General features: G+C 72.5%; 25 protein-coding genes and 1 pseudogene. 11 read left to right on the top strand and 15 right to left on the bottom strand.

Going from position 1 to position 26,701, the window contains the following annotated elements; genetic code table 11:
- Window positions 1–305: 305 nt before the first annotated feature.
- From B7C62_01255 to B7C62_01230, 6 genes are all read left to right on the top strand, one after another.
- A complete protein-coding gene (locus tag B7C62_01255; protein ARF76922.1) occupies window positions 306–1,052 on the top strand; it encodes a GNAT family N-acetyltransferase in 747 nt (248 codons plus the stop codon).
- Window positions 1,053–1,277: 225 nt separating this feature from the next.
- Window positions 1,278–2,498, top strand: coding sequence for a serine/threonine protein phosphatase (locus B7C62_01250; protein ARF76921.1), 1,221 nt, complete (start codon window positions 1,278–1,280; stop codon window positions 2,496–2,498).
- A 106-nt stretch (window positions 2,499–2,604) separates the two neighbouring features.
- On the top strand, window positions 2,605–3,270 hold the full coding sequence (locus tag B7C62_01245; protein ID ARF71034.1) for a TetR family transcriptional regulator: 666 nt from the start codon (window positions 2,605–2,607) through the stop codon (window positions 3,268–3,270).
- Complete coding sequence (locus tag B7C62_01240; GenBank protein ARF71033.1) at window positions 3,267–4,046, top strand: short-chain dehydrogenase; 780 nt, start codon at window positions 3,267–3,269, stop codon at window positions 4,044–4,046. The genes B7C62_01245 and B7C62_01240 overlap by 4 nt, the downstream gene beginning before the upstream one ends.
- A gap of 118 nt (window positions 4,047–4,164) precedes the next feature.
- Window positions 4,165–5,205: an alcohol dehydrogenase gene (locus tag B7C62_01235; GenBank protein ID ARF71032.1), complete on the top strand. Its 1,041-nt coding sequence runs from the start codon at window positions 4,165–4,167 to the stop codon at window positions 5,203–5,205.
- A 346-nt stretch (window positions 5,206–5,551) separates the two neighbouring features.
- A complete protein-coding gene (locus B7C62_01230; GenBank protein ARF71031.1) occupies window positions 5,552–7,228 on the top strand; it encodes an ABC transporter ATP-binding protein in 1,677 nt (558 codons plus the stop codon).
- 45 nt (window positions 7,229–7,273) lie between these two features.
- Here B7C62_01230 and B7C62_01225 read toward each other — a convergent pair whose 3' ends face one another.
- The 5 genes from B7C62_01225 to B7C62_01205 all read right to left on the bottom strand — a co-directional run bounded on the left by B7C62_01225 (window position 7,274) and on the right by B7C62_01205 (window position 10,451).
- Entirely contained in the window at window positions 7,274–7,777 is a 504-nt protein-coding gene (locus B7C62_01225) for a DNA mismatch repair protein MutT (protein ARF71030.1), read from the bottom strand.
- 109 nt (window positions 7,778–7,886) lie between these two features.
- Complete coding sequence (locus B7C62_01220; protein ID ARF71029.1) at window positions 7,887–8,297, bottom strand: PTS fructose transporter subunit IIA; 411 nt, start codon at window positions 8,295–8,297, stop codon at window positions 7,887–7,889.
- Complete coding sequence (locus B7C62_01215; protein ARF71028.1) at window positions 8,294–8,908, bottom strand: dihydroxyacetone kinase subunit L; 615 nt, start codon at window positions 8,906–8,908, stop codon at window positions 8,294–8,296. The genes B7C62_01220 and B7C62_01215 overlap by 4 nt, the downstream gene beginning before the upstream one ends.
- Window positions 8,909–8,986: 78 nt before the next feature.
- Complete coding sequence (locus B7C62_01210) at window positions 8,987–9,979, bottom strand: dihydroxyacetone kinase subunit DhaK (GenBank protein ID ARF71027.1); 993 nt, start codon at window positions 9,977–9,979, stop codon at window positions 8,987–8,989.
- Window positions 9,980–10,091: 112 nt separating this feature from the next.
- Window positions 10,092–10,451 carry a transcriptional regulator gene (locus B7C62_01205; protein ID ARF76920.1) on the bottom strand — a complete coding sequence of 120 codons (360 nt, stop codon included), beginning with the start codon at window positions 10,449–10,451 and terminating at the stop codon, window positions 10,092–10,094.
- Between the two features lie 155 nt (window positions 10,452–10,606).
- On the opposite strand from B7C62_01205, the gene B7C62_01200 reads away from it, so the two are divergent.
- The gene (locus B7C62_01200) at window positions 10,607–11,884 is read left to right on the top strand and encodes an MFS transporter (GenBank protein ID ARF71026.1); all 1,278 of its coding nucleotides are present in this window, start codon (window positions 10,607–10,609) and stop codon (window positions 11,882–11,884) included.
- On the opposite strand, the gene B7C62_01195 is transcribed toward B7C62_01200, so the two are convergent.
- The 3 genes from B7C62_01195 to B7C62_01185 all read right to left on the bottom strand — a co-directional run bounded on the left by B7C62_01195 (window position 11,881) and on the right by B7C62_01185 (window position 14,953).
- A complete protein-coding gene (locus B7C62_01195) occupies window positions 11,881–12,498 on the bottom strand; it encodes a TetR family transcriptional regulator (GenBank protein ID ARF71025.1) in 618 nt (205 codons plus the stop codon). The two genes, B7C62_01200 and B7C62_01195, sit on opposite strands and share 4 nt — an antisense overlap.
- A gap of 99 nt (window positions 12,499–12,597) precedes the next feature.
- Entirely contained in the window at window positions 12,598–13,554 is a 957-nt protein-coding gene (locus tag B7C62_01190; GenBank protein ARF71024.1) for an acetoacetate decarboxylase, read from the bottom strand.
- Between the two features lie 163 nt (window positions 13,555–13,717).
- Entirely contained in the window at window positions 13,718–14,953 is a 1,236-nt protein-coding gene (locus B7C62_01185; GenBank protein ID ARF71023.1) for a 2,4-dienoyl-CoA reductase, read from the bottom strand.
- Window positions 14,954–15,213: 260 nt separating this feature from the next.
- On the opposite strand from B7C62_01185, the pseudogene B7C62_01180 reads away from it, so the two are divergent.
- The 3 genes and pseudogenes from B7C62_01180 (at window position 15,214) to B7C62_01170 (ending at window position 18,432) form a co-directional block, all read left to right on the top strand.
- Window positions 15,214–15,926: pseudogene (locus tag B7C62_01180) on the top strand (type 1 glutamine amidotransferase domain-containing protein).
- A 116-nt stretch (window positions 15,927–16,042) separates the two neighbouring features.
- Window positions 16,043–17,101 (top strand): NADPH:quinone oxidoreductase, encoded by a 1,059-nt coding sequence (locus tag B7C62_01175; GenBank protein ARF71022.1) that lies wholly within the window; start codon window positions 16,043–16,045, stop codon window positions 17,099–17,101.
- Window positions 17,102–17,457: 356 nt separating this feature from the next.
- The gene (locus B7C62_01170) at window positions 17,458–18,432 is read left to right on the top strand and encodes an esterase (protein ID ARF71021.1); all 975 of its coding nucleotides are present in this window, start codon (window positions 17,458–17,460) and stop codon (window positions 18,430–18,432) included.
- A 76-nt stretch (window positions 18,433–18,508) separates the two neighbouring features.
- Here B7C62_01170 and B7C62_01165 read toward each other — a convergent pair whose 3' ends face one another.
- The 6 genes from B7C62_01165 to B7C62_01140 all read right to left on the bottom strand — a co-directional run bounded on the left by B7C62_01165 (window position 18,509) and on the right by B7C62_01140 (window position 25,151).
- The gene (locus B7C62_01165; protein ARF71020.1) at window positions 18,509–19,402 is read right to left on the bottom strand and encodes a bile acid:sodium symporter; all 894 of its coding nucleotides are present in this window, start codon (window positions 19,400–19,402) and stop codon (window positions 18,509–18,511) included.
- Between the two features lie 277 nt (window positions 19,403–19,679).
- The gene (locus tag B7C62_01160; protein ID ARF71019.1) at window positions 19,680–20,507 is read right to left on the bottom strand and encodes a tyrosinase; all 828 of its coding nucleotides are present in this window, start codon (window positions 20,505–20,507) and stop codon (window positions 19,680–19,682) included.
- 65 nt (window positions 20,508–20,572) lie between these two features.
- Window positions 20,573–20,992, bottom strand: a complete 420-nt coding sequence (locus tag B7C62_01155; GenBank protein ARF71018.1) for a tyrosinase — start codon at window positions 20,990–20,992, stop codon at window positions 20,573–20,575.
- Between the two features lie 426 nt (window positions 20,993–21,418).
- Window positions 21,419–22,477: an ABC transporter ATP-binding protein gene (locus B7C62_01150; GenBank protein ARF71017.1), complete on the bottom strand. Its 1,059-nt coding sequence runs from the start codon at window positions 22,475–22,477 to the stop codon at window positions 21,419–21,421.
- Window positions 22,474–24,081, bottom strand: coding sequence for an iron ABC transporter permease (locus B7C62_01145; GenBank protein ARF71016.1), 1,608 nt, complete (start codon window positions 24,079–24,081; stop codon window positions 22,474–22,476). Before B7C62_01145 ends, B7C62_01150 begins: the two co-directional genes overlap by 4 nt.
- A gap of 5 nt (window positions 24,082–24,086) precedes the next feature.
- Complete coding sequence (locus B7C62_01140; protein ID ARF71015.1) at window positions 24,087–25,151, bottom strand: iron ABC transporter substrate-binding protein; 1,065 nt, start codon at window positions 25,149–25,151, stop codon at window positions 24,087–24,089.
- Window positions 25,152–25,310: 159 nt separating this feature from the next.
- On the opposite strand from B7C62_01140, the gene B7C62_01135 reads away from it, so the two are divergent.
- Complete coding sequence (locus B7C62_01135) at window positions 25,311–25,847, top strand: hypothetical protein (GenBank protein ID ARF71014.1); 537 nt, start codon at window positions 25,311–25,313, stop codon at window positions 25,845–25,847.
- Window positions 25,848–25,919: 72 nt separating this feature from the next.
- Here the strand turns inward: B7C62_01135 and B7C62_01130 are convergent, their stop codons facing one another.
- Entirely contained in the window at window positions 25,920–26,657 is a 738-nt protein-coding gene (locus tag B7C62_01130) for a glyoxalase (protein ARF71013.1), read from the bottom strand.
- Between the last annotated feature and the right edge of the window lie 44 nt (window positions 26,658–26,701).

Genomic DNA, 26,701 nt, shown 5'->3' with positions numbered 1-26,701 from the left:
GGGGCGGCACTCCGTGCCACGGAACGGCCCGATCCGATCGGGGAGGTGACGCTGTGACACGGCGACCGGCCACGGCGACGGGCGCCTCCGCCGTGCACGCCACGGAACCGGGCACCACGGAATCCGGCACCACGGCGCCTCGGCCGATCACGGTCCCGGACGCCGACTCGGCGCCGCAGTCGGCCATTGGCTCGACCCCCGCTCCGGTCACCGGCGCGGCGCCCCGCTCGGCCAACAGCCCGGCCACCGGCTCGACCGCTGCCCGGACCGTCGCCCCGGCCACCGGCACAGCGCCCCAGTCAGCCATCGCCCGGACCACTGCCCCGACCATCACCACCCCCGGCGACCCCCACCCGCTCGACAACCCCGCCCGGTCCTCGCTCACGGGGCCGCACGCCCACTTCGCCGAGCGCCGGGGGCGGATTCTGCGCTACCCCGTCGACGTCAGCCCCTGGCTCGATCTCCCCGACGTTCCGGACGCGCGGGACTGGGCCGATCTCGCGGCCCTCGCGGGGCCGGGCGGAGAAGTCGGTCTGCCCCCGCTCCGGGAGGGGCCGCCGCCGGGCTGGGAGATCGTCCACCGGATCGACGGCGTCCAGCTCGTCGACGTATCGGTGGTCCCCGCGCCCGCCCCGGACGCGGTACGGCTCGGCCCGGCGGACGTGCCGGAGATGCTGGACCTGGTGGCGCGCACCCGCCCCGGCCCCTTCCTGCCGCGCACCGTCGAGCTCGGCACCTACCTCGGCATCCGCCGGAACGGGGCCCTCGTCGCGATGGCGGGGGAGCGGCTGCACCCGCCGGGGTGGACCGAGATCAGCGGAGTCTGCACCGACGCATCCGTACGGGGGCAGGGGCTGGCGAGCCGCCTGGTCCTGGCGGTGGCGTACGGCATCCGCGAGCGCGGTGAGACCCCGTTCCTGCACACCTCGGCCGGCAACACGACGGCCATCCGGCTCTACGAATCGCTGGGCTTCCGGCTCCGCCGCCGTACGGAGTTCATCTCCGCCCTGGCCCCGGCGGAGCTCCCGCCCGCCGGGGCGGCGCCGCGTTGACCGGCGGCCGGGTCCGGGCCCGTCCGCGCCGGGGCGGGGCAGGCCGCCGGGACCTTCGGCCCTCCGAGCCGAGGGCCGGAGGTCCCGGGCCGAACGTCCCGCCCGGGACCTTCGGCACCCCCTCCGGGCCCTATGCCCCCCTGCGGCGGGGGCCGGACCCCGGTCAACTGGAAGGGACCGGTCGAACTGCGGGCGGCACCGAGGAACGAACGGGAGGAGAGGCCGGTGGCCCTGGGGAAACGGCGTACGGTACGGGAGCGGGAGACGGTCCTGCCCGGTACGGGCACGGGCGCCGCGGTGTCCACGGGCCGGATCGGGAGCTGGGCGCTGGCCGGCGGGCTGGCCCTGCTGAGCGCGCTGATCGTCTTCCTCGACCTGATCACCGGTGAGGACCTGCGGGTCGTCCCGCTGCTCGTGGTCGTCCCGGCCCTCGCCTCCGTCTTCTGCACCCTCCGGCAGACCGTCTGGGTGGCCGTGTGGATCACGGTGGTCGTCGTCGCGTCCGGACTCGGCGGTGACGGCACCTTCTGGGACTTCGTCTTCGGCATCGGGTTCACCGTGCTCGCCTGCGCCCTCGGTGTCGCCGCCTGCGCGGCCCGGATACGGCACGCCACCGAGATGGCCCGGCTCCGCTCCGCCGCCGTCGCCCTCCAGCGCCAGATCCTGCGCCCCCTGCCCGTCGTCACGGACCAGGTCTTCGCGTACGGGCTCTACGAGCCGATCGAGGAGGACCGCTTCGTCGGCGGCGACATCTACGAGGTCGTCGAGTCCCCGTACGGCACCCGCGTGATCATCGGGGACGTCCAGGGCAAGGGGCTCGCCGCCATAGGAGCCGGGTTCGCCGCGATCGCCGCGTTCCGGGAGGCGGCGGTCCGCGAGCCGACGCTCACCGGGGTGGTGGAGGCCCTGGAGGACGCCGTCGTCCGGCACAACGTGTTCTCCGCCCAGACCGGTGAGGCCGAACGCTTCGTGACCGCGCTGGTCCTCGGGTTCGGCGAGAGCGGGGAGGACGGCGTCCAGGCGGTGAACTGCGGCCATCTGCCGCCCCGGCTGCTGCACGACGGCCGGGCCTCGGCCGTCCCGATGGAGCGGACCTACGTACCCCTCGGCCTCGCCGGGCTCAGCCGTGAGACCCGTACGGCGGAGTCGTTCGCCTTCCCGCCCGGTGCCACCCTCCTCGTCGTCACCGACGGTGTGACCGAGGCCCGCGACGCCGCCCGTGCCTTCTACCCGCTGGACGAGCGGCTGGTGGGCTGGGCCGGGCAGGGCCCGCGCGAGCTGCTGGACGCGCTCCGCGTCGACCTGGAGAAGTTCACCGGAGGGATCAGGCGCGACGACGTGGCGGCGCTCGCCCTGCGCCGGGCACCGGGCGACGGCAGCCCACGGCCCGCGTCGGCCGCCGAGGACGCCCGTCCGGTCGCGGGAGCGGGAGCCCTGAGCGACTGAGTGCCCCCCTGGCCCCCTGGCGTCCGCTGTCCCCTGTTCCCCTGACTCCCGATGTCCCCATGAGACGAATGTCGCGTGGGGACATTTTCGGGTGTACGGTGCATGTATGAGCCCGGAAGAGAAGGTCCCGGAGCGGCGCAGCCGTAAGGCCCGCCGTACGCGCGACACCCTGGCGCGGGCCGCGTTCGAGCTGGTGCTCGACCGGGGGCTGCGGAACGTCACGGTCGAGGAGATCGCGGAGGCCGCCGATGTCGACCGCCGTACGTTCAGCCGGTACTTCGCGAGCAAGGAGGCCGCCGCCCTCGACTCCCTGCGCGGCGACGGCGACCGGATCAACGCGGCCCTGCGGTCCCGCCCGGCCGGGGAGCCCCCGCTCCTCGCCTACCGCCGTGCCGTCCTCGCCTGGCTCGCCGACCCCGGTGCGGAGCCCTGGCACCGCCGCCCGCGGATCTTCGACCTCCTGGTCGTCGCCGAGGAGGAGCCGACGCTCTACGCGGCCTTCCACCACATCCGGGTGGACGCCCAGGAGGACTCGATCGGCATCGTCGCGGACCGGCTCGGCGTCGACCCGCGCCACGACATCCGCCCCGCCGTGACGGTGGCGGCGGGCGCGGGCGCGCTCCTCGCGGCCCAGGCCGCCTGGGTGCGCGGCGGCCGTCCGGAGGCTCTGCCCGCGCTGGTCACCGAGGCGTTCGACGCGCTGTCGGCGGACCTGCTCACGGCACGGGACACCACACACGACACACCAGAAGCAGAAGAGGCAACCTCATGAGCACCACCCCCGCCCCCGCCACCCCTTCGGCCGAGTTCGCCGGCCGTACCGCGCTCGTCACCGGCGGCGCCTCCGGTATCGGCCTCGCCGTGGCCCGGCTCCTCGCCACGGCGGGCGCGGTTGTCGTCGTCGCGGACCACGACGAGGAGAGCGCCCGCAAGGCCGCCGCCCAGCTGGAGAGCACCGGAGCGCGGGCGGCAGCCGTACGCATGGACGTCACCGATCCGGCCTCCGTCGAAGCCGGGGTGCGGTTCGCCGTGGACACCTTCGGCGCCCTCCACCTGGCCGTGAACAACGCCGGAATCGCCGGACCCGCCTCCCCGACCGGCGCGTACGCCGTCGAGGACTGGGACCGGGTCGTCGCCACCAACCTCAGTGGCGTCTTCTACTCGATGCGGCACGAGCTGCCCGCCATCGTCGCGTCGGGCGGCGGCGCGATCGTCAACATGTCCTCGATCCTCGGCACCAACGGCTTCGCGGGCTCGCCCGCCTATGTCGCCGCCAAGCACGGTGTCGTCGGCCTCACCAAGAGCGCGGCCCTCGAGTACGCGGCACAGAACGTCCGGATCAACGCGGTCGGCCCCGGCTTCATCGACACCCCGCTCCTGCGGAACGCCGACCCGCAGGCCCGCGCGCACCTGATCTCCCTGCACCCGGCCGGACGCCTCGGTACCGCCGAGGAGGTCGCCGAACTCACCGTCTTCCTCCTCTCCGAGAGGGCCTCGTTCATCCACGGCAGCTACCACCTGGTGGACGGCGGCTACTCCGCCCCGTGACGGCGCCCCGGGTGGCGGACGGGGGAGCCGGGGGCGACAAAGGACATGCGGGGCGCGCGGGACGGGGCGGGGGCGACGAAGCCGAACCAGAAGAAGGACGAGAGAAGCGAGGAGACCCATGAAAGCCGTCCAGTACCGAGCCGTCGGCGCCGCCCCCGAGGTCGTCACCGTCCCGGACCCCGAGCCCGGCCCCGGCCAGGTCCTGCTGAAGGTCACCGCCGCCGGTGTCTGCCACTCCGACATCGCGGTGATGAGCTGGCCCGCCGACCAGATCCCCTTCCCGCTGCCCCTCACCCTGGGCCATGAGGGCGTCGGCACGGTCGCCGCCCTCGGGGACGGCGTGGAGGGCCTCTCCGAAGGCGACTCCGTCGCGGTGTACGGGCCCTGGGGCTGCGGCATCTGCGTCAACTGCGCCGAGGGCAAGGAGAACTACTGCCTGCGCGCCCGGGAGCTCGGCATCATGCCGCCCGGACTCGGCGCCCCCGGTGCCATGGCCGAGTACATGATCGTCGACGACCCCCGCCACCTCGTGCCGATCGGCGGCCTGGACCCGGTGAAGACGGTGTCGCTCACGGACGCCGGACTCACCCCGTACCACGCGATCAAGCGCTCGCTGGCGAAGCTCGTACCCGGTTCGACGACCGTCGTCATCGGGACCGGGGGCCTCGGCCATGTCGCGATCCAGCTGCTGCGCGCCATGACGGCCACGCGGGTGATCGCCCTGGACGTCACCGAGGAGAAGCTCGGCCTGGCCAGGGCCGTCGGCGCGCACGAGGCCGTCCTCTCCGACGAGAAGGCGGCGGACCGCGTCCTGGAGCTGACCGGCGGACTCGGCGCCCACGTCGTCCTGGACTTCGTCGGCGCCCCGCCCACCGTGCGGACGGCCGGGGCCGCCGCCCGGGTCGACGGCGACGTCACGATCGTCGGTATCGGCGGCGGCGCCCTCCCGGTCGGCTTCGGGACGCTTCCGTACGGCACCAACGTCAGCGCCCCCTACTGGGGCTCGCGCAAGGAGCTCGCGGAGGTGCTGGACCTGGCCCACGCGGGCGCCGTGGACGTCCATGTGGAGACGTACTCCATCGACGAGGCCCCCCGCGCCTACGAGCGGCTGCACGACGGCCGGATCAATGGCCGCGCGGTCATCCTGCCGAACGGCTGAGCCGACCGCCGTAGGCCCGGAAGCGGGGCCGGGGAAGGAAAAATCCCCGGCCCCGCTTCCCCCACCCCGTTACACTCGATGCCATGCGTTCGTACTACTACTTCCGCTGATTCCCCGGCCCGGACAGCCGCCGCCCGACGCCTGACGTCACCGGCAGGCCCCCACCGGCCGGCCGCCGCCGAGCATCGCACCGCCCGTGACCTCACCGGGCGGCCCCGCTCGTCGCCCCGGCCCCGGTGCGCCGCTGTCCCTCCGCCGTCCGGACACCCACGTCACGCCCCGCCCCCGCGCGTCCCCGCACGCGCCGTCGCGGGCCGGGCACCCAGGAATCAGGGGAAAGGCACCCATGCACCCCCAGCGCGACCGCGCCCAACTGACCATGAAGGACGTCTCCAAGGCGTACGGGGACCGCTCCGTACTCGACCAGGTGACGCTCACCGTCCGCCCCGGCGAGAAGGCCGCCGTCATCGGCGAGAACGGCTCCGGCAAATCCACCCTGCTCCGTCTGCTGGCCGGGGCCGAGCAGCCGGACAGCGGGGAGATCACCGTCCGCTTCCCCGGCTCCACCGGCTATCTCGCCCAGACCCTCGCCCTCGGTCCGGCCGACACCGTGCAGGACGTCGTCGACGCCGCACTCGCCGAACTACGCGCTCTGGAGCGGGCCGTCCGGGAGGCGGAGAAGAGGCTGTCGGCGGGCGACCCGACGGAGGCGGAACTCGCCGCGTACGGAGACCTCCTCACCGCCTACGAGGAGCGCGACGGCTACCGCGCCGACGCCCGCACCGAAGCCGCCCTCCACGGCCTCGGCCTCGCCCACCTCACCCGCGACCGCGCGCTCGCCACCCTCTCCGGCGGCGAGCAGTCCCGGCTGGCCCTGGCCTGCGTGCTGGCCGCCGCCCCCGAACTGCTCCTGCTGGACGAGCCGACCAACCACCTCGACGTACGGGCGGTGACCTGGCTGGAGGACCACCTGCGCGCCCACCGGGGCACCGTCGTCGCCATCACCCACGACCGGGCGTTCCTGGAGCGGGTCACCTCCGTGATCCTGGAGGTGGACCGCGATCTGCGCACGGTCACCCGGTACGGGGACGGCTGGGACGGCTACCGTACGGCCAAGGCGGCGGCCCGCCGCCGCTGGGCCCAGGACCACCAGGAGTACCTGGACGAACTGGCCCGTACGGCGGAGCTGGTGGACGCCGCAGGACAGCGCCTCGCGGCCACCGGCAAGGACCCGAAGCAGGGGTTCGGCAAGCACCGCCGCTCCCACGAGGCCAAGCTCTCCGGCCGGGTCAGGGCGGCCCGCACCCGGCTGGAGGCGCTGCGCCGCACCCCCGTACCCGCCCCGCCCGAGCCGCTCGCCTTCACCGGCCGCCCGGCCCTCGCGGGGGAGACCGGCTCCGGCCCCCTGATGGAGCTGGCGGACATCTCCGTGGGGGAGCGGCTCCACCTCCCCGCCCTGCGCGTGGAGCCCGGAGCCCGCCTCCTGGTCACCGGGGAGAACGGGGCCGGGAAGACCACCCTGCTGCGGGTCCTCGCCGGGGACCTGGCCCCCGACACCGGGACGGTCGCCCGCCGCGCCCGGGTCGGCTACCTCCCGCAGGAGCTGCCCGTCCGGCCGACCCGGCGCACCCTGCTCGCCACCTTCGCGGCGGGCCGCCCCGGCTTCCCGGACGAGTACGCGGACGAGCTGCTGGCGCTGGGCCTGTTCCGCCCCGAGGACCTCGGTGTGCCCGTCGCGGCCCTCTCCATCGGCCAGCAGCGCAGGCTGGCCCTGGCCCGGCTGGTGACGCGGCCGGCCGATCTGCTGGTGCTGGACGAGCCGACGAACCACATCGCCCTGACCCTGGTCGAAGAGGTGGAGGAGGCCCTCGCGCGGTACCCGGGAGCCGTCGTCGTCGTGACGCACGACCGCAGCTTCCGGGCCCGCTTCACCGGGGACGTACTGGAGTTGCGGAACGGCCGCCCGGTCTCCCGCCCGGAACCGGCCCGCGCCTCCGGGGCACCGGCTTCCCCGCGCACCTGAGGTACGTGAGCCGGAGCCACTGAGGCGGTCGTCCGCCGCCCCGGTCTACGCGTCCGGGGCGGCGGCCTCCCCGCGCACCCGGTCGCGCAGCCGCTCCACGAAGACCCGCTGACCGGTGATCAGCCGCTCGGCGGCCTCCTCCGGCGTGCACCAGGCGAACCGGTCCATCTCCGGGAACTCCCGCCGCACACCGGAGCCGCGCGGCCACTCCATCGTGAACGTCCCCGGCACCACGGCCGCCACATCCAGCTCCGCCTCCACCGCCCACACGGTCACCGTCTTGCCGCTGCGCTGACGTGCCTCGCCGAGCGGCAGCCACACCCCGTCCGGCACCGGCAGCCCGAGCTCCTCCTCGAACTCCCGCCGCGCGGCCTCCTCCGGCTCCTCGTCGGGGCCGTACTCCCCCTTCGGCACCGACCAGGCGGCCTCCTCCCGCCCGGCCCAGAACGGCCCGCCCATGTGCCCGATCAGCACCTCGACATCCCGCTCACCGTCCGTACCGGCGGTCCGGAAGAGAAGAAGCCCCGCACTGCGTCTGGCTGCCGACATATCGACAAGTCTGCAATCATGGTGGGCGGTACGCCAACGGAGGGGCCGGACCGAAGAGGAAGGGGCGGAGCCGACCCGGCCCCGCCCCTTCGCGCCCGCCGCCGTACGGCTACGTCTTGCGATACCCGTACGCCTCCGAGGCCGCCGCCTCCACCGCACCGATGTCCCCGCCGGACGAGGCGGTCACCACGGCGGCGACCGCGCCCTCCACGAACGGGGCGTCCACCAGCCGGGTGTTCTCCGGCAGTTCGTCGCCCTCCGCCAGCATCGCCTTCACCGTGAGGACCGCGCTCCCCAGGTCGACGAGGACCGCGACCCCGGCACCCCGGTCCACCGACGCGGCGGCCCGGCCGATCAGCTCGGCGCTGGTGCCGAGCCCGCCGTTCGGCAGTCCGCCCGCCGCCGCGACGGGGGCCGTCACGCCTCCGGCGGCGAGGCCCCGGGCCAGTTCGGCGACCGACTCCGCGACGGGACCGCTGTGCGAGACCAGGACGACACCCACCTGCCGCTCGTCGCTCATGCGTCCACGCCCCCGTCCGCCGCGGTCTCCGCCAGCGCCTCGACCAACAGGGCCGCCGAGGTCGCCCCCGGGTCCTGGTGCCCGATGCTGCGCTCACCGAGATAGCTGGCCCGCCCCTTGCGCGCCTGCAACGGCACCGTCGCCCCGGCGCCCGCCCGGGCCGCGTCCGCCGCGCCCCGGAACGACGAGCCCAGCGCCTCGGCGGCCGGCAGCAGCGCGTCCAGCATCGTCTTGTCCCCGGCCTGCGCCCCGCCCAGCTGCCCCACGGCGGCCACCCCCTCGGCGAACGCCCGGGCGAGCCGGTCCCGGTCCACCTCGGCGGCCTCGCCGAGCGCCTTGCCCGTACGGCGCAGCAAGGTCCCGTACAGCGGCCCCGACGCCCCGCCGACGGTGGAGATCAGCTGCCGCCCCGCGAGGGTCAGCACCGCACCCGGAGTCGCGGGCGCGTCCTTCTCCACCACGGCCGCCACCGCCGTGAAGCCCCGCTGGAGGTTGCTGCCGTGATCGGCGTCCCCGATCGCCGAGTCCAGCTCGGTCAGATGGTCCGCCTCACGGTCCACGGCGGTCGCGGTCGCCGCCATCCAGCGGCGGAAGAAGTCGGCGTCGAGCACATGATCTCCTGTTCCCCGGGCCGGTCCGGCCCGGTGCGTACGGTCGTCCGTGCGGTTCCGTCACCGGGAGTGCGGGGCTCAGCGGCCCCAGCGCAGCGCGGGCGTCTCCACGGGCGCGTCCCACAGCCGCAGCAGCTCCTCGTCGATCTGGCACAGCGTCACCGAGCAGCCTGCCATGTCGAGCGAGGTCACGTAGTTCCCCACGAGCGTACGAGCCACCGGCACGCCCCGTTCGCCGAGCACCCGGTGGACCTCGGCGCTGAACCCGTACAGCTCCAGCAGCGGGGTCGCCCCCATCCCGTTGACCAGCGCCAGCACGGGGCCGGTCGGCCGGAGGTCCTCCAGCACCGCGTCCACCGCGAAGTCGGCGATCTCGCCCGAGGTCATCATCGGCCGCCGCTCCCGCCCGGGCTCCCCGTGGATGCCGATGCCCAACTCCAGCTCCCCGGCGGGCAGATCGAAGGTCGGGCTGCCCTTCGCCGGGGTGGTGACCGCGCTGAGGGCCACCCCGAAGCTGCGTGAGGACCCGTTCACCTGGCGGGCCACCGAGACGACCCGGTCCAGCGGCGCGCCCTCGTCGGCGGCGGCCCCGGCGATCTTCTCGACGAAGAGCGTCGCGCCCGTGCCGCGCCGCCCGGCCGTGAAGGTGCTGTCGCTGACCGCCACGTCGTCGTCCACGACGACCTGGGCGACCTGGATGCCCTCGTCCTCGGCGAGTTCGGCGGCCATCTCGAAGTTCAGGACGTCACCGGTGTAGTTCTTGACGACGAAGAGGACCCCCGCCCCGCTGTCCACCGCCGCTGCCGCCCGCACCATCTGGTCCGGCACCGGCGAGGTGAACACCTCCCCGGGACAGGCGGCCGACAGCATCCCGGGCCCGACGAACCCGGCGTGCAGGGGCTCGTGCCCCGACCCGCCCCCCGAGACGAGCCCCACCTTCCCGGCCACCGGCGCGTCCCGCCGTACGACGACCCGGTTCTCCACATCGACGGTCAGCTCCGGATGGGCGGCGGCCATACCCCGCAGGGCGTCGGCGACCACGGTCTCCGGGACGTTGATGAGCATCTTCATGCCTGTCTCCTCGTGGGCCCTGGAAGAGGGCTTCGCGGCCTGCGTCCTTCGACGTACTCAAGGATGTCCTGCGTGAAGTGTCGCGCCTTCGCCGTGACGGTGGGGCTCCCCGTCAGTCGTGGGGAGCCGTCCCGGTCACCCGGTGGTCGGCGTGGCTGAGCGCCTCGACCACGAGGCGGCGCAGATGTCCGTCGACCAGCCGGTAGAACACATGGCGCCCAGCCCGCCGGGTCTCCACCAGCCCGCCGATCCGCAGTTTGGCCAGATGCTGGCTCACCGCCGTGCGCGACGCGGCACAGCTTTCGGCCAGCGACCCCACATCCGCCTCCCCCTTCGCCAGCAGCCACAGCAAGTGGAGCCGCGTGGGGTCGGACAGCATCCCGAAGACGGACGCGGCCTCGGCCAGCCTCGTCGCGTCCGTCGCGTCCTGATGCGCAGAACTTGCAGGTGAGTGAGTGCCGCTGGTGCCCATGGGCACCAGCGTACGACCAGCCCGGAGCACCGACAGTTCTTTACCTACCTTCATGTGCGCACGTGCGCACATGAAGGTAGATTGGTCGTCGTCGCCCACGAAGAGGCCGTCGTCGCCACATGAAGAGGTCGCCAGAGGGAGAGAGGGAGTGAGGCATGCTCACGGTCCTGCGCCACCGCGACTACCGGCACCTGTTCTTCGCGCAAGTCGTCGCCCTGGTGGGAACGGGTCTGGCCACGGTGGCCCTCGGGCTGCTGGCCTGGGACATCGCCGGGGACCGCGCGGGGTCCGTCCTGGGGACCGCGCTGGCGATCAAGATGGTCGCCTACGTCCTGCTCGCCCCGATCGTCACGGCGGTCGCGGACCGGTTGCCCCGCCGGACCCTGCTGGTCGGCTCCGACGTCCTGCGCGGCGGGGTCGCCCTGGCGCTGCCCTTCGTCGACCAGGTCTGGCAGGTCTACGCACTGATCTTCGTCCTGCAAGCGGCCTCCGCCGCCTTCACCCCCACCTTCCAGGCCGTCATCCCCGAGGTGCTGCCCGACGAACGCGACTACACCCGCGCCCTCTCGCTCGCCCGCCTCGCCTACGACACCGAGAGCCTGCTCAGCCCCGCGCTCGCGGCGGCGCTGCTGACCGTGACCGGCTACAACTGGCTGTTCGTCGGCACCTCCGCGGGGTTCGCCGCCTCCGCCGCCCTCGTCGTCTCGGCCGCCCTGCCGAAGGGCCGCCGGAGCGGCGGCGGGGACTGGGGGTGCACCCGGGCGAAGGCGACCGCCGGTACGCGGCTCTTCCTGGCCACGCCCCAACTGCGGTCCCTGCTCCTGATGAACCTCGCCGTCGCGACCGCCGGTGCCCTGGTCCTCGTCAACACCGTCGTGTACGTCCGCGACCACCTCGGGCTCACCGTCGGCGACGTGCCCATCGCCCTCGGCGCCTACGGTGCCGGGTCCATGGCCCTCGCGCTGCTCCTCCCGGCCGTCCTGGACCGGACCGGCGACCGGGCCGTCATGCTCACCGGCACGCTGGCCCTGCCCGCCGTGTTCACGGGCGCCGTCGCCGTCACTCTCGCCGGTACGGGCGACTGGCGCCGGCCCGTACTCCTGGCCACCTGGGCGGCCTTCGGCGCGGCGTGCTCGGCCGTCCTCACCCCCGTGGGCCGCGTCATCCGCCATACCACCGGCCCCGCCGACCGGGCCGCGGTCTTCGCCGCCCAGTTCTCCCTGTCCCACGCCTGCTGGCTCGCCGCGTATCCGCTGGGCGGATGGCTCGGCGCCGCCTTCGGTCTTCCGGCCGCCGTGCTCACCCTCGCCGCCGTCTGCCTCGCCTCCGCCCTCCTCGCCGTCCGGGCCTGGCCCGCCCGTGCGGAGGGTGCGCGGGAGGCGGGTGAAGGCCACACCCGTCTCCGCACCGGGCTCTCTCCGGCGGGGCGCTAGGCCGTCGGCTCGGCGGTGACGGCTGCCGTACGGGACATCGCGGGGGAGGCGTCGAACAGCGCGTGGACGGCGGAGTTGACCTGGGTGGCGACGGCCTCGGGGGTGGAGGAGTCCAGTTTGCCGTCGAGGTGCAGGAACGCGAGGCCGTGGACGAGGGCCCAGACCGTGGTCGCCAGGGCGTCCGCGTCCACGTCGGGGAAGGTGGCGCGGACGATCGTACGGACGTACTGCGAGATGGCCTCCGTCGCGGCGACCCGCTCCTCGCTGGTGGGGTCGCAGGGCTCCGCGAACATCGCCCGGAACAGCGCCGGGTGCTCCAGTGCGAACCGTACGTACGCGACGGCGACGGCGGCGAGTTCGTCGGGCGTCGAGGGGGCGGGATGGGCCTGCGCCAGATATCCGGCGAGCTCGCGGTACCCCTCGGCGGCCACGGCGGAGACCAGGGCCTCGCGGTCGGCGTAGTGGCGGTAGGGGGCCGTCGCCGACACCCCGGCGCGCCGGGCGACCGCGCGCAGCGAAAGGGCGGCGCTGCCGTCCTCCTCCAGGAGCTCGCGCGCGGCACGAAGGCAGGCGGCGCGCAGATCACCGTGGTGGTACGTGCTGGTCGGGGGCATGGGCCGGGCTCCTCCATGTTCGCAATGTCCACATCTCCTCCCTGATGTGAACGATGTATACATCTTAGGGGATCGTCAAGGAAGAGGAAACCGGGACGTTTACATGCTCCGGCGCGGGACCGAGGTGGGGACCGGCATGTGCAGGGCGAGCTGACCCTCGGTCATCACGTCGAAACGGACGGTCCGCTTCGGCCTGAGCGAGCGCAGGTCGTCCGCCATGCGGCCTTCGCCGACCTGAAGGTCGACGCCGCCCTTGCCGCGCGTCGTACCCGCGTTGAGCACGTTGGTCTGGCTGAGGGTGGAGTGCCAGGCGCCGTTGACCGACGTGTACGAGACGAGGGAGGAGACGCGCTCCCCGCTGGGGTGCGCGGTCTGCTTCGGCGTGGCGGCCGAGAGCGACAGGTCGACCCCTCCGGCGTCGTTGGCCACCCGGGCGGTCGTCCGGTTGCCGTCGATGCCGACGTCGAGGCCGGTGACCCACTTCGGGAAGCCGTAGCCGTCGTGGCCGCGTACCTGTGCGATCTCCGTGCTCACGGGCAGGGACAGCACATAGGAGTCGAGGCGCTCGTTCTTCAGGCCGGAGACGAGGTCGAAGAAGCCGAGCTTCCCGTGCCGGGCCGGTTTGACGGCGATGCCGACGGCGGCCTCCGTGTAGAAGTCGATGTCGCACACGTCGTAGCGGAAGAACATCACCGAGACCAGCCCGAGGCCGGGGGCGACCTCCAGCGGCGCCAGCTCCCCGGGCAGCCGGGTGCGGATCGCGCGGGACGGCGCGAGCATCGTCAGCCGGGCGGTGGAGACCGTGTAGTAGAAGTTCGGGGTCAGCGTGGGGCCGATCGGGGAGTCGACCCTGGTCTTCGGCAGCTGCCGGAAGAAGTCCACGCCGCTGACGCGCGGGTCGCGGGCGATCGCGTCGAGGTCGGGGTCCATCCGGTACCGGTCGTACAGACCGCCCTTGGGGACGGAGACCTCACGGCCTCCGAGGTCGACCTTGACGGTGTCCTGGCTCTGCCGGTCCTTGTCCTGCCGGTCCTTGTCCTGTCGTGCGGAAGGCATGGGGTGGGTTCCCTTCATGACGTCATGTTGGCGATGTGTGCATGACTGTGGAGTTTGATGCTTGCGCTGTTGGCAACGGGTGCGGTGATGTTCTGCGAGCGGGTTCGACGGCCGAACCGGGCCGGGGTTCGGTCGGGGCTGGGCCGGGGGCTGGAGTCGGCGGTTACCGGGGCTTCGACAGCCAGGCGCGGTAGCGGCGCAGGGCGGTGCGCTGCCTGCGCTGTTCGGCGACCAGGGCGATCACCGGGTGGGTGCCCGGCCGAGGGGTGCTGCCGCGGGCGAGGCGGCGCATCTGGTGGCGGACCTGGGCCATGCCTGCGGCGGAGGCGAGGGCCTTGTCGGACCAGTTCACCGGGCGCAGTTGGCGGTCGGCCTCGCGGCTCCGGAGCCAGCGGTGGGGCAGATCCGGGGTGACGGCGAGCGCGGTGCCCATGCCGATGACCGCCACGCCGCTGTCGAGGACCCGCTGCGCGGTCGCCCGCCCGGTGATGCCGCCGGTGAGCATCAGGGGGAGCGGGCTGGTGGCGACCAGATCCTCGGCCAGGTCCAGGAAGTACGCCTCGCGGGCCCGGGTACGGGAGTCGGCGGCGCGGCCGGTCATGGCGGGGCTCTCGTAACTCCCGCCGGAGAGTTCGACCAGGTCGACGCCGAGGGGTTCGAGCATCGCGATGACCTGGCGGGCGTCGTCCGCGTCGAACCCGCCGCGCTGGAAGTCGGCGGAGTTGAGCTTCACCGCGACCGCGAAGGACGGTGAGACGGCGGCCCGTACGGCGCTGACGATGTCGAGCAGCATCCGGGCACGGTTCTCGAGGGACCCGCCCCACCGGTCGGTGCGCTTGTTGACCAGGGGGGAGAGGAACTGTGACAGCAGGTAGCCGTGTGCCGCGTGGATCTCGACACCGTCGAACCCGGCCTGCTCGGCGCGGCGCGCGGTCACCGCGTACCGGGCCACGGTCTCGTCGATCTGCTGCGCGGTCATGGCGGTGGGGCGGCCGAACCGGCTGCTGTGCCTGCCCAGGCTGACGCCGATGTCGGAGGGGCCCCAGACGACGCCGGGCATACCGGAGGCGACCTGGCGGCCGGGGTGGTTGATCTGCATCCATATCGCGCCGCCGCCGGACTTGCCCGCCTCGGCCCACTCGGCGAACGGTTCGAGCGGCGCGTTCTCGTCGAGTACGACACCGGCGGGACCGGTCAGCGCCTCGGCGTGGACCATGACGTTGCCGGTGATCAGCAGCCCGGTGCCGCCCGCCGCCCAGCGCCGGTACAGCGTGAACAGCCGCTCGTCGGGCAGCTGGCCGTCACCGGCCATGTTCTCCTCCATCGCCGCTTTCGCGATCCGGTTCGTCAGTACCCGCCCGGAGCGCAGGTGCAGCGGTGAGAACAGCTCGCTGGTCATACCGATTCTCTCTTTCTTCTTGATCGCCTACGATGTGTACACCACTCACATTAGCTCACTGATGTAATTGGTGTAAACATCGGGTGGTGTGGTCTGCGTTGCGCAGGTCGAAGGGCGTGGGGGCCGTGGGAGTGACCGGTCGCCGTCAGGCCGCTCGCGGCAGGTGATGGTTCGAGGATGCGCGAGGACTCGCGGGTGGATGCCGGTCGTTGTGCCCGCCAGGACGGCGAAGGCCCGTTTCCGCGGGAGGAGTGATCGCTGTGACCGAGGTGCTGTTCGTCGTGTCGGCGGCCGACCGCTGGACGCTGAGGGGCGGGGAGGTCCATCCGTCGGGGTTCCGGGGTGAGGAACTGGCGGTGCCGCACCGGATCTTCAGTGAGGCGGGGTGGGGGATCACGATCGCGACGCCGGGCGGAAAGGCGCCGACGCTGGACCGGCTGAGCATGTCGCGGACGGCGGGCCGGCCATCGACGTTGCGTGAGGTGGCCGCGTATCTCGACCGGATCGACGCGGAGTTGAAGCATCCCCGGGTGCTGGGCGAGATCGATCCGGACGAGTTCGACGTGGTGTTCTATCCCGGTGGGCACGGTCCGATGGAGGATCTGGCGGTGGACCCGGTGTCGGTGCGCTGCTGACCCGGGTGCTCGCTTCGGGCCGACCGCTCGCGCTGCTGTGTCACGCCCCGGCGGCCGCGTTCGCCGCGAAGGGTGAGGGCGGGGCGTGGCCGTTCGCGGGGTACCGGATGACGGGGCTGTCGAACCTGGAGGGGAAGTTCAACAGTTTCGGCCGTAAGGTCATCTGGTTGCTGGAGGACCGGCTACGGGCGAGCGGGGCGGAGTACTCCAAGGGGCGTCTGCCGTTGCGGCCGTACGTGGTCGTGGACCGGGACCTGTACACCGGGCAGAACCCGGCGTCCTCCGAACGCCTCGCCCGCCGCGTTGTCGCCGATGTGAACGCGACTCCGGCGCGCTAGCTGCATCTCCGGCGCCTGTGTAGGCCCCTCGGCGGCCGCCCTAATGTTGACGGTGCACACTCCCGAACGTAATGTATGGACTGTAAACATTCTGTTCCTGTGCGGAGGGAAATGTCATGAAGGCTGTGTCGATCAAGGAGCCGGGCGGTCCCGAGGTGCTGGAGTGGGTGGAGGCCGAGGACCCTTCGCCCGGCCCCGGCGAGGTGGTCGTCGATGTGGTGGCCAGTGCGCTGAACCGGGCCGATGTCATGCAGCGGCAGGGCCTGTATCCGTTGCCGCCGGGTACCTCGCCCTACCCGGGGCTCGAGGTTTCGGGCCGTATCGGCGCCCTCGGTGAGGGGGTCACCGGATGGCAGGTGGGCGACGAGGTCTGTGCGCTGCTGACCGGGGGCGGTTACGCGCAGAAGGTCGCCGTTCCCGCCGGTCAACTGCTCACCGTTCCTGAGGGGGTCGGTCTGGTGGAGGCGGCGGGGCTTCCCGAGGTCACCGCCACGGTCTGGTCCAACATCGTCATGACCGCGGGCCTGAAGGCGGGCGAGACGCTCCTCGTGCACGGAGGTGTCGGCGGTGTGGGCACGATGGCGATCCAGATCGCCAAGGCGCTCGGCGCCCGGGTCGTCACCACGGTCGGCGGGCCCGGAAGAGCCGCCCGTGCCCGGGAGTTGGGTGCCGACGAAGCGATCGACCACCGTACCGACGACTTCGCCAAGCACGGCCCCTATGACGTGATCCTCGATGTCATCGGCGGCGACTACCTCGAGCGCAACGTCCGTTCGCTGGCCGCCGACGGGCGGCTGGTCGTCATCGGTCTCCAGAAGGGCCTGGAGGGCTCGCTCAACCTTGCCGAGATCGTCTTCAAGCGGGTGTCCGTGCACGGCACCACGCTGCGTACCCGGTCGAAGGAGCAGAAGGCCGAGATCGTCGCCGAGGTCCAGAAGAACGTCTGGCCCCTGATCGAGAACGGCTCCGTGCGACTGGTCGTCGACCGGACGGTGTCCATGGCCGATGCCGCCGAAGGCCACCGTCTCATGGAAGCCGGCGGCCACGTCGGCAAGATCCTTCTCCTCAACGACGAGAGCGCATCGGGCGAGAGCGCATCGGACGGGAGTGCATCGGACGGGAGTGCATCAGGCGGGAGCGCGTCAGGGGAAGCCGCCGAACATCGCCATGGCTGAGCCGGGCTGAACCGGATCGGGCCGGGCCGGATCGGGCCCCCGACTCCCGGTCACGTCACGGGCTCACCCCCACCCGGCGGAGTGCCGGGGGCCGCCGTCACCCCCGCTGCCTCCCGGCTGCTCCCGCTCATCGGGCCACTGCGGCATGAGCGCCCGACAGGTCACCGCGCGGGTTGCGGGGGGCGAATGGGGCACGAAGTATGGAATCGGCCGTTGCCGTCTGGGGTGTGCATGGCTTCAGCAGCCGATGGGCCACGTGGACAGGGCACACGTGTGTGCTGTGAACAGGGCAGGCAAGGGGGCGGGCAGGTGTGCTGCGGACGGGGCGCATGGTGTGCCCACGACATGGAGCTGACATGACTGATCTACCTCCTCCGATCACCCCCTACCTGGAACCCGAGGCGAAGGAGCTGTGCGAGGCCACGGACCCGCATCCGCGGATCTACGAGGTGCCTCCGGAGAAGGGCCGTGACCTTCTGCTCGGCCTGCAGAGCGACGAGAGCGTGCCCCGTCCGGACGTCGACGAGGAGTGGGTCGATGTGGACGCGGGCCAGTGGGGCACGGTCCGTACCCGGATCATCCGGCCCGAGGGGACCACCGGGGCGCTGCCGGTGGTGTTCTACATCCACGGCGCAGGCTGGGTCTTCGGCGACGACAGGACCCACGACCGTCTCTTCCGCGAACTCGCCGTCGGCGCCGGTGCGGCGGGTGTCTTCCCCGTCTACGACCGTGCGCCCGAGGCCAGGTACCCCACCCAGGTGGAGCAGAACTACGCCGTGGGCCAGTGGGTGCTGGAGCACGGCGCGGAGCACGGTCTGGACACCTCGCGGATCGCCGTCACCGGAGAGTCGGTCGGCGGCTGCATGTCCGCGGTGTTCGCGCTGATGAACAAGGAGCGCGGTGGGATCGGCCTCAAGGCACAGGTCCTGCTCTACCCGGTGACCGACGCCGACTTCGACACCCCGTCCTACCTCCAGTTCGCCGAGGGCTACTACCTCACCCGCGACGGCATGAAGTGGTTCTGGGACGCCTACATCCCCGACCCCGCCGCCCGCACCGAGGTGTACGCCTCCCCGCTGCGGGCCTCCCTGGACCAGCTCAAGGGGCTGCCCACCACCCTGGTCATCACCGACGAGGCCGACGTCCTGCGTGACGAGGGGGAGATGTACGCCAACAGGCTGCGCGAAGCCGGGGTGGACGTGACCTCCGTCCGCGTGGCGGGCATGGTCCACGACTTCCTGCTCCTGGACAGCCTGCGCGACACCCGTGCGGCCAACGTCGCCCGTACCCTCGCCGTCGATGCCCTCAGGACAGCCCTGCGGGGCGACTGAGACGACCTGGAGGACTGCCCGGCAGCGAGCGGTGAGCGGTGAGTGGTGAGCATCGAGCGGTGAGCGCCGCCGGTCGTCAGCCGACCGGCGCGGCTTCCTCCGTGGGGCGCCGGTTGCCGACACGGGTCATCAGCAGCCCGGCGAGCGCCGCGACGGGGTAGGCGAGTACGCCGTAGACGGCGGAGGGCACGGCCAGGCCGACGCTGCCGAGCACGCTGATCGCCAGCGTCATGGCGACCGCGCTGTTGTGCACGCCGATCTCCATGGAACAGGCGATCGCCTGCCGTTTGCCGACGCGTGCCAGGCGCGGCACGAAGTATCCCGTGGCCAGGCTCAGCACACAGAAGAGAAGCGCTACGGGCCCCGCGTCCACGAGGTAGTCGGCGATGTTGTTCCGCTCGGCCACCACGGCGCCGATGATCACCGCGACGAGGACGACGACCGACAGGTGACGCACCGGACGGTCCATGCGCCGCGCGAACTCCTCCGAACGTCGGCGCACCAGCAGGCCGATCACCACCGGCGCGAGCACCAGGGCCAGGACCTGGAGCGCTTTGCCGAACTGCAGCCCGACGCCGTCCTGCCCGATGCCCGGCTCGAAGTGGAGCAGGGCGAGGTTGGTGATGATCGGCAGCGTCACGACGGCCACCACGGCGTTGATCGCCGTGAGCGTGACGTTCAGCGCCACGTCACCGCCGAAGAGGTGGCTGAAGAGGTTGGCCGTCGTCCCGCCGGGAGAGGCGGCCAGCAGCATCATGCCGACGGCGAGCACGGGGGAGAGGTCGAAGGCGATGACCAGACCGAAACACACGGCGGGCAGAAGCAGCGCCTGGCAGAACAGCGCTACGACGACGGCGCGTGGATGCCGACGCACCCGGCGGAAGTCGTCGGCTGTCAGGGACAGGCCCAGCCCGAACATGATGATGGCGAGGGCGAGCGGGAGCAGGACGGTGGCGAGGGGAGAGTCCATGTGCGGCTTTGTCTCCTGGGCAGGGGGAGTGGGGCCGGGGGGTGATGGGGAAAGGTCGTACTGAACTGCCGGTTTCGAGAGCGTGGTGCCGGGTTGTGCGGCTGAAGGTAACGCGCCATGTGTGCACCGTCAACACTCTGGGCGATCCCCGTCATTCAACCGACGCGGTTCATTTCACCTGCCACCTGCCACCTGCCACCTGCCACCCGTTTCCCGAGCCCCCGGCCCCCCGGGTCCACCAGCCCCCCCCCGGGGCCCCGGACCGCCAAGTGCGGTGCTACGAAACGGTGTCGAAGGTGTAGTACCTCGTGTGATCCAGCATGTCGGCGGGCGTCACGTCGTTCCACGGGCGCATGACGTCGTCGAGGCCCACGACGTTCCTGGTCCGCGCGCCCGGCAGGTAGGTGGAGCGGGGGTGGCGCGCCTGCCACTGTGCCCAGAGCCGGTCGATGAACGCGTGGTGCAGCCAGAACACCGGGTCGTTGGGCGAGGCCCCGGTGGCCATCTGGCCGCCCACCCACACATGCACCCGGTTGTGGAGATTGACGCCGCGCCAGCCTTCGAGGTGGTTGCGGAAGCCGTCCGACGCGCTGTTCCAGGGCGCGGTGTCGTACGTGGGCATCGCGAGGACCGAGTCGACCTCCGAGCGGGTCGGCAGCTGCGGTACGCCGGACCCCAGGGCGCGGCGGAGGAAGCCGCGCCCGTCGACCGTCACCGTGACCGGCCACCTGCCGCCGCTGACGGCGAACGGCCCCTCGGCGACCTGCCCGTCCCTGGCGCGGCCGGTGCCTCCGAGGAAGTCGGGCGCCCACAGGGAGGCCCCGACGGTACGGTCCACCGTCCAGTCCCAGTAGGGGAGTGCGACGGAGGGGTCGATGGCCTGGAGCGCCTGCTCGAACTGTATGAGGAATCTGCGGTGCCAGGGCAGGAAGGACGGTGACCGGTGGCCCACCCGGTCGCCGTTGTCGGTGTCGCTCATGATGAAGGCGTTGTGCGTGGTGACGAACGTGTCGTACTGGCCGGTGCGCTTGAGCTCCAGGAGCGCGTCGACGAAGCTCCGCTTCTCGGCGGTGGTGAGGCTCGCCTGGTTCTTGCGTACGGTCATGAGGTTGCTCCCCGGTTCAGGAAAAGGTCAGCGGAATCGCGCGGATGCGCGGGCGGGCGTGGGGATCAGGCCAGGGGTACGAGTTCGGAGCCCTGGAGCTCGATCACGGCCGCCCGGGCGACCGCGCGCGGGGTCGCGAACGTCTCGTAGTGGTTGATGACGCTGACCCAGGTGTTGTCCGCGTTCCGCATCACATGCAGTTCCTCGCCGTCGACCAGCACGGTGTAGCCGCCGTGATGCCCGTCGGCGTGGGAGGGGGCGCCCTCTATGCGGCGCCCCTGGAAGGTTTCGCTGAACGGCTGCGGGGCTGCGTGCCCCGTGTGTCCCTCATGTCCCCCGTGGGCCTCGTGCCCCTCGGGGCGCTTCTCGCCTGTGGTCCGGAGGTCGGTCGACCCTCCGGCCGCCTGCGCGAAGCCGGTCAGGACGAGGCCGGTCAGAGCGGTCGCGGCGGCACCGAGGGTGCGGCGACGGGTGAGTTGAGGCATGGGAAAGTCCCCCCAGGTACGGCGGTGGTGAGCGGGAACCGAAGGCGGACGCCTCCGGACTTCCCTTGAGTGATGGCATGTCACCGGCGGCGCGCTCGACATGGTCGGGGTCGGCGCGCCCGGCGGGCCGTGTCGGCATATGCCTACAGCGATATGCGGGGGAAGCAGTAGTCGCGGAGGGCCGGTTCACCGCCATACGGACAGGGTGAAGCGGGCAGTGCAGGGTTCAACGATGTTGATCTTGCTGTTTGGGTGACGAAACGGGATCGCATCGGAAGTTTTTGAAGCAATGGCGTCCATTCGGTGAAGGATTTCCCGTCAAACCCCAAAGGGTGTGGCCTCACTCACCTCCCGAAGCTGTCCGGAATCCTCCGCCGCGCACCGTACCCACGAGCGCCGCGAGCACCCCACCGCACCCACGCGGCCCTACCGTTCGCGGGCGGTGCGGTGCGGGTGCAGGGTGGCGGTCCCGGTGACGGCGATCCCGACCGGGTCGCCGGGGCGCCGGTCCACCGGACCGGTGGCGCGCACCTGCACCAGGGCGTCCACCCCCGGCACGAGGACGCTCACCAGCGTGTCGGCCCCGTGGAACGAGACGTCCGCCACCGTGGCGCGTGCCGTGTCGTCCGACGGCGGGGCGGTGAGGGCGAGTTGCTCGGGGCGCAGTACGACGGTCCCGCCGTCCCCGTCGGCCGGGACCTCCAGGGGGACGGGGCCCAGGGCGGTCCGGGCCGTGGAGCCCTCTCCGGTGCCGGGCAGCAGCACGGCACCGCCGACGAAGCCCGCCACCCAGGGATCGGCGGGCCTGCGGTAGACCTCCTGCGGTGTGCCGCACTGGGCGACCCGGCCCGACCGTACGACCGCCACCAGATCCGCGGTCGACAGGGCTTCCTGCTGGTCGTGGGTGACCAGGACGCCGGTGGCCCCGGTCGCCCGGAGCGCCGCCCGGACGTCGGCCCGCACCCCGGCGCGCAGGGCGCTGTCGAGGGCGTTGAACGGTTCGTCCAACAGGACGAGGGCGGGCGCCGGGGCCAGCGCGCGGGCGAGGGAGACCCGTTGCTGCTGACCGCCCGAGAGCTCGTGGGGCATACGGGGCCCGTAGCCGGGCAGGCCGACGAGTTCGAGCATCTCCTCCGTACGACGGCTGCGCTCGGCACGTGTCCGGTGTGTCAGCCCGAAGGCCACGTTGCGGGCGACGCTGAGGTGGGGGAAGAGCGCGCCCTCCTGCGGGACGATCCCGATCCTGCGCCGCTCCGGAGGGAGATGGACGCCGGGACCCGTGACGGTCCGCCCGTCGAGCTCGACCGTACCGGCGTCCGGACGCAGGAACCCCGCCACGACCCGCAGCATGGTGGTCTTCCCGCAGCCGGAGGGGCCCAGCACGGCGGCCAGCCGCCCGCCGGGGACGGTGAGGTCCAGCCCGTCCAGAATCCGGGCGCCGGGGGCGTAGGAGTGGGTCAGGCCGGTGATGTGCAGGTCGCTCATGTGCGGTGCCTTCCGAGGAGGTACGCGGGGACGGCGGCGATCAGGACGAGGACGGCGGCGTACGGGGCAGCCGCCGCGTAGGAGGCGGTGCCGGTCTCGGTCCACAGCCGGGTGGCCAGCGTGTCCATGCCCGTGGGGCGCAGCAGCAGGGTGGCGGGCAGCTCCTTCATGCAGACCACGAAGGTGAGCGCGGCCCCCGCGGCCACCCCGGGCGCGGCGAGCGGCACCGTCACCTCCCGCAGCACCCGCAGCGGCCCCCGGCCCAGCGAGCGGGCCACGTCCTCCAGGACCGGCGGGCACTGGAGGACGGCGGCCCGCGTCGCACCGACGGCCACCGGGAGGAAGAGCACCGCGTACGCGAGGACGAGCAACGGCAGTTCCTGGTAGAGGGGGTAGGCGTAGCGCACCGCGAGGAAGACCAGGGCGAGAGCGACGGTGATGCCGGGCACGGCGTGTCCGGCGTACGCCGCCTGCTCCAGCAGATGCGCGACGCGGCCCCGGTAGCGGGCGGCCATGACCCCGACCGGCAGGGCGAGCGCCGTGGTCAGCGCGGCGCCGAGGGCCGCGACCAGCAGGGTCGTCGTCCCCGTCTCCAGCAGCCTGGCGGGTTCCCAGGTGGCCGAGTTGCCCACCGCCAGCCAGTACGCCAGGGTTCCCAGCGGGAAGAGCACACCGGCCGCGGCGACGGCCGAGCACCAGGCCAGCGCGGGCCACCGCAGCCGGCCCAGCGGCAGGGGAACCGGCGGGCGCGCCGTTCCGGAGCCGGTCCGCGCCGAACCGGCCCGGCCGCGCGTACGGGATTCGGCGGCGACCAGGAGCACGGTCATCAGGACCAGGACGACGCCGAGCGCGGCGGCGGGAGTGCGGTCGAAACTCGCCTTGTACGACGTGTGGATGGCCAGGGTGAACGTCTCGTACCGCATGATCGATACGGCCCCGAAGTCCGAGAGCACGTACAGCGCCACCAGCAGCCCCCCGCCCGCCGCCGCAGGGCGCAGCTGGGGGAGCGTGACGCGCCGGAACGTCTGCCACGGGCCGTGCCCGAGCGCCCGCGCTGCCTCCTCCTGGGCCGGATCGATCCCGCGCAGCGCCGCCGCGACCGGGAGATACACGTACGGGTAGCTGACCAGGGTCAGGACCAGTGCCGCACCGCCGAACCCGGCGAGCCCGGGGCGTGCGGAGACCCAGGCGAAGGCCGCCACGTAACTGGGCACCGCCAGCGGCAGCGTGGCCAGCACCGACCACGTGCGGGCGGCGGGCAGCGCGGTGCGGGTGGTGAGCCAGGCGAGGGAGACGCCGAGCACGAGGGAGGCGGCGACGACCACGAGGGCCAGGCCGACGCTGTGGACGAGCAGTTGACCCGTACGGCCGGTGGCCACGACGTCCCGGGCGAACCCGGGACCGCGCTCCAGGGCCCGTACGCCCAGATAGATCAGCGGAAGCAGCGCCAGGGCGGCGGCGACGGAGGCGAGAACGGTCAGGACGAGAGGCGGCCTTCGCCCGGCACGCCCGCGCCCGGACACCGCGGGGGCGGTGTCCGGGCGGGTGGCGGTGCGAGCGGGCGCCGGCGGGGCCTTGGGGCCCCGGGTACCCGGTTCGGTCATACCGGTCAGACCATCCCGGCTTCCCGCAGCATCTCCAGCGTCACTTCGAGCGACTCCAGCTTGCTGAGGTCGATCTCGGGCACGCCGAGGGTGTCGAGCTCCGGCAGGTCGGCCTTGCTCTTGATACCGGCGGCCAGCGGGTACTCGCTGGTCTCGTCGGCGAAGTAGGTCTGGGCCTCCTCGGAGAGGAGGAAGTCCACGGCCTTCGCCGCCGCGGCGCTCTGGTCGTTGCCCTTGAGGACGCCGACACCGGCGACGTTGACGAGCGCGCCCGGGTCGCCCTTCTTCGGGAAGCTCAGCGCGGCCTTGAGCTTGTCCGCGCCCTCCTCGGCCGCCTTCTCGTACCAGTAGTAGTGGTTGATGAGGCCGAGCTCGGCCTTGCCCTCGTTGACCGCTTCGAGGACGGCGCCGTTCTTCTCGTACACCTGCGGGCTGTTGGCCTTGAAGTCCTTGAGCCAGGTACGCGTGGCGTCGTCGCCCTCCAGCACACGCATACCGGTGACGAACGCCTGGAACGAGGCGTTGGTCGGGGCGTATCCGACCTTGCCCTTCCACTCCGGCTTTGTCAGGTCCTTGACGCTGTCCGGCGCCTTGGCGACCTTGTCGCTGTTGTACGCGATGACGCGGGCGCGGCCCGAAACGCCGATCCAGGTGCCGTCCTCGGCGCGGTACTCCTTGTCGACCCGGTCGAGTGATCCCTGCGGCAGCGCGTCCAGCCGGCCGGCCTTGCCCAGCGCTCCGAGGGCCCCGGCGTCCTGGGCGAAGAAGAGGTCCGCCTTGGTCTTGTCGCCCTCCTCCAGGAGCTGGGCGGCGAGCTCGGCGCTGTCGCCGTAGCGGACCTCGACCTCGGTGCCGGTCGCCTTCTCCAGCTTCTCCAGCAGCGGGGCGATCAGCTCCTCGTTGCGCCCGGAGTAAATGACCAGCGGACCGGCCGCCTTCTCCGTCGCCGTCGTGCCGGAGTCCTTGGACTCCGTGGCGCCCTTGTCGTCGGAGCCGCAGGCCGCGACGAGCGGCACGAGCAGCGCTGCCGCGGCGAGGGCGGAGAGATGGCGAGAGGTTGAGCGTCTCATGGCAAAGCCTTTCTCAAATGAGAGTCATGGATATCTAAGGTTTGCCTAACCTAATCGTCAACTGTTGGCCGCTTTGTGATGCGCAACCGAGATGAAGGCCCTGCCGACGGGGGGCTCCGGGCACGCGTGCGCTGCTGGGTGGGGCTACTGTGTGCTGCTGTGACCGGCCCCGCGCGACTTCCGCTGCTCTTCCTTGACGTCGACGGACCGCTCATCCCGTTCGGAGCGGAGCCGCAGCGGTATCCGGCCTATGCGCTCGGTCCCGGTCTGCGGGGGGCCGATACGAACCCGCTCCTGAGCAGGATCAACCCTCGGCACGGGGCCGAGCTGGCGGCGCTTCCCTGCGAGCTGGTCTGGGCCACGACGTGGATGGATGAAGCGAACGAGTGCATCGCCCCGCTGCTCGGTCTTCAGCCGCTTGCCGTGGTCGCCTGGCCGGAGCCGTCGGACCTCGACGGCCAGGACGAACGCGATGGGCTGCACTGGAAGACCCGTGCCCTGGTCGACCGGGCGGCGGGGCGGCCGTTCGTATGGGTCGATGACGAGGCGACAGACACCGACCGGGCCTGGGTCGCCGCCCACCATGAGGGGTACGCCCTGGTCCACCGGGTCGATGCCCGTGTCGGTCTCACCGATGGTGACTACGCGGCTCTCGCCGCATGGCTGGGGCAGCCGTTCGGGGCGGAGCCCCGCTGACGGCGCGGCGCGGCGGGCCGAGGACCCGAAGGCGGTGGGCGCCGCCGCCCCGCCGCGCGCGGGAGTGCCGTATCAGCCCCGGCCGAGGACGCAGAACTCGTTGCCCTCCGGATCGGCCAGGACGACCCAGGGGACATCGCCCTGGCCCACATCGGCCCGTGCCGCGCCGAGCCCTTCGAGCCGGGCGACCTCCTTCGCCTGATCCTCGACGGGGTCGGGCATCACGTCGAGATGGACGCGGCTCCGTACGGCCCGGTCGTCCGGTGTGCGGCGGAACTCCAGGTACGGACCGACACCCTTGACGGAGCGCAACAGGGCGCGGTCGTCGGTCAGTTCATGGACGGTCCAGCCGATCGCCTCGCCCCAGAACCGGACCAGGGCGCGCGGGTCGGCGCAGCCGACGACCACGGCGGCCACGGGGCCCGTGTCCCGGTAGAGCTCCCGGGGCTCCAGGACGCTGAACACATTGCCTTCCGGGTCGGCCAGCACCGTCCCCGGCACATCGCCCTGGCCCGCGTCGGCGGGCGTCGCCCCGAGCTCCTTCAGGCGCGCGACCAACTCCGCCTGATGGGCGTCGGAGGTGGTGGCGAGCTCGATGTGCACGCGGCACCTCACCGTCTCCGGGTCCGGGACGCGGACGAGATCGACGCAGACGGCGGACGGGTCCGGCCAGTCGAAGCCCACGGGTTCCAGGTTGATGACTCCGGGGCCCTCGCTGGAGAGACCCCAGCCGAGCGCCTCCGCCCAGAACCGGCCGAGCGCCGACTCGTCCCCGGCTTTGAAGTTCACCTGAACAAGCTGCAGTGTCATGCCGCACACCCTAAGCAGCGCCCTCATGTGCCGGGCGGCGGCGG

Origin of the sequence: Kitasatospora albolonga (assembly GCA_002082585.1) — a bacterium.
In the GTDB taxonomy this organism is placed as follows: Bacteria; Actinomycetota; Actinomycetes; order Streptomycetales; family Streptomycetaceae; genus Streptomyces; species Streptomyces stephensoniae.
This window is presented reverse-complemented; position numbering and strand designations above follow the sequence as displayed.

Coding starts and splice junctions, on each gene's coding strand:
- B7C62_01170 (ARF71021.1), top strand. CDS start 17,458: ATGACTGATCTACCTCCTCCGATCACCCCCTACCTGGAACCCGAGGCG.
- B7C62_01205 (ARF76920.1), bottom strand. CDS start 10,451: ATGGGCACCAGCGGCACTCACTCACCTGCAAGTTCTGCGCATCAGGAC.
- B7C62_01230 (ARF71031.1), top strand. CDS start 5,552: ATGCACCCCCAGCGCGACCGCGCCCAACTGACCATGAAGGACGTCTCC.
- B7C62_01210 (ARF71027.1), bottom strand. CDS start 9,979: ATGAAGATGCTCATCAACGTCCCGGAGACCGTGGTCGCCGACGCCCTG.
- B7C62_01190 (ARF71024.1), bottom strand. CDS start 13,554: ATGCCTTCCGCACGACAGGACAAGGACCGGCAGGACAAGGACCGGCAG.
- B7C62_01155 (ARF71018.1), bottom strand. CDS start 20,992: ATGCCTCAACTCACCCGTCGCCGCACCCTCGGTGCCGCCGCGACCGCT.
- B7C62_01145 (ARF71016.1), bottom strand. CDS start 24,081: ATGACCGAACCGGGTACCCGGGGCCCCAAGGCCCCGCCGGCGCCCGCT.
- B7C62_01235 (ARF71032.1), top strand. CDS start 4,165: ATGAAAGCCGTCCAGTACCGAGCCGTCGGCGCCGCCCCCGAGGTCGTC.
- B7C62_01150 (ARF71017.1), bottom strand. CDS start 22,477: ATGAGCGACCTGCACATCACCGGCCTGACCCACTCCTACGCCCCCGGC.
- B7C62_01245 (ARF71034.1), top strand. CDS start 2,605: ATGAGCCCGGAAGAGAAGGTCCCGGAGCGGCGCAGCCGTAAGGCCCGC.
- B7C62_01165 (ARF71020.1), bottom strand. CDS start 19,402: ATGGACTCTCCCCTCGCCACCGTCCTGCTCCCGCTCGCCCTCGCCATC.
- B7C62_01240 (ARF71033.1), top strand. CDS start 3,267: ATGAGCACCACCCCCGCCCCCGCCACCCCTTCGGCCGAGTTCGCCGGC.
- B7C62_01220 (ARF71029.1), bottom strand. CDS start 8,297: ATGAGCGACGAGCGGCAGGTGGGTGTCGTCCTGGTCTCGCACAGCGGT.
- B7C62_01175 (ARF71022.1), top strand. CDS start 16,043: ATGAAGGCTGTGTCGATCAAGGAGCCGGGCGGTCCCGAGGTGCTGGAG.
- B7C62_01185 (ARF71023.1), bottom strand. CDS start 14,953: ATGACCAGCGAGCTGTTCTCACCGCTGCACCTGCGCTCCGGGCGGGTA.
- B7C62_01130 (ARF71013.1), bottom strand. CDS start 26,657: ATGACACTGCAGCTTGTTCAGGTGAACTTCAAAGCCGGGGACGAGTCG.
- B7C62_01225 (ARF71030.1), bottom strand. CDS start 7,777: ATGTCGGCAGCCAGACGCAGTGCGGGGCTTCTTCTCTTCCGGACCGCC.
- B7C62_01195 (ARF71025.1), bottom strand. CDS start 12,498: ATGCCCCCGACCAGCACGTACCACCACGGTGATCTGCGCGCCGCCTGC.
- B7C62_01160 (ARF71019.1), bottom strand. CDS start 20,507: ATGACCGTACGCAAGAACCAGGCGAGCCTCACCACCGCCGAGAAGCGG.
- B7C62_01140 (ARF71015.1), bottom strand. CDS start 25,151: ATGAGACGCTCAACCTCTCGCCATCTCTCCGCCCTCGCCGCGGCAGCG.
- B7C62_01200 (ARF71026.1), top strand. CDS start 10,607: ATGCTCACGGTCCTGCGCCACCGCGACTACCGGCACCTGTTCTTCGCG.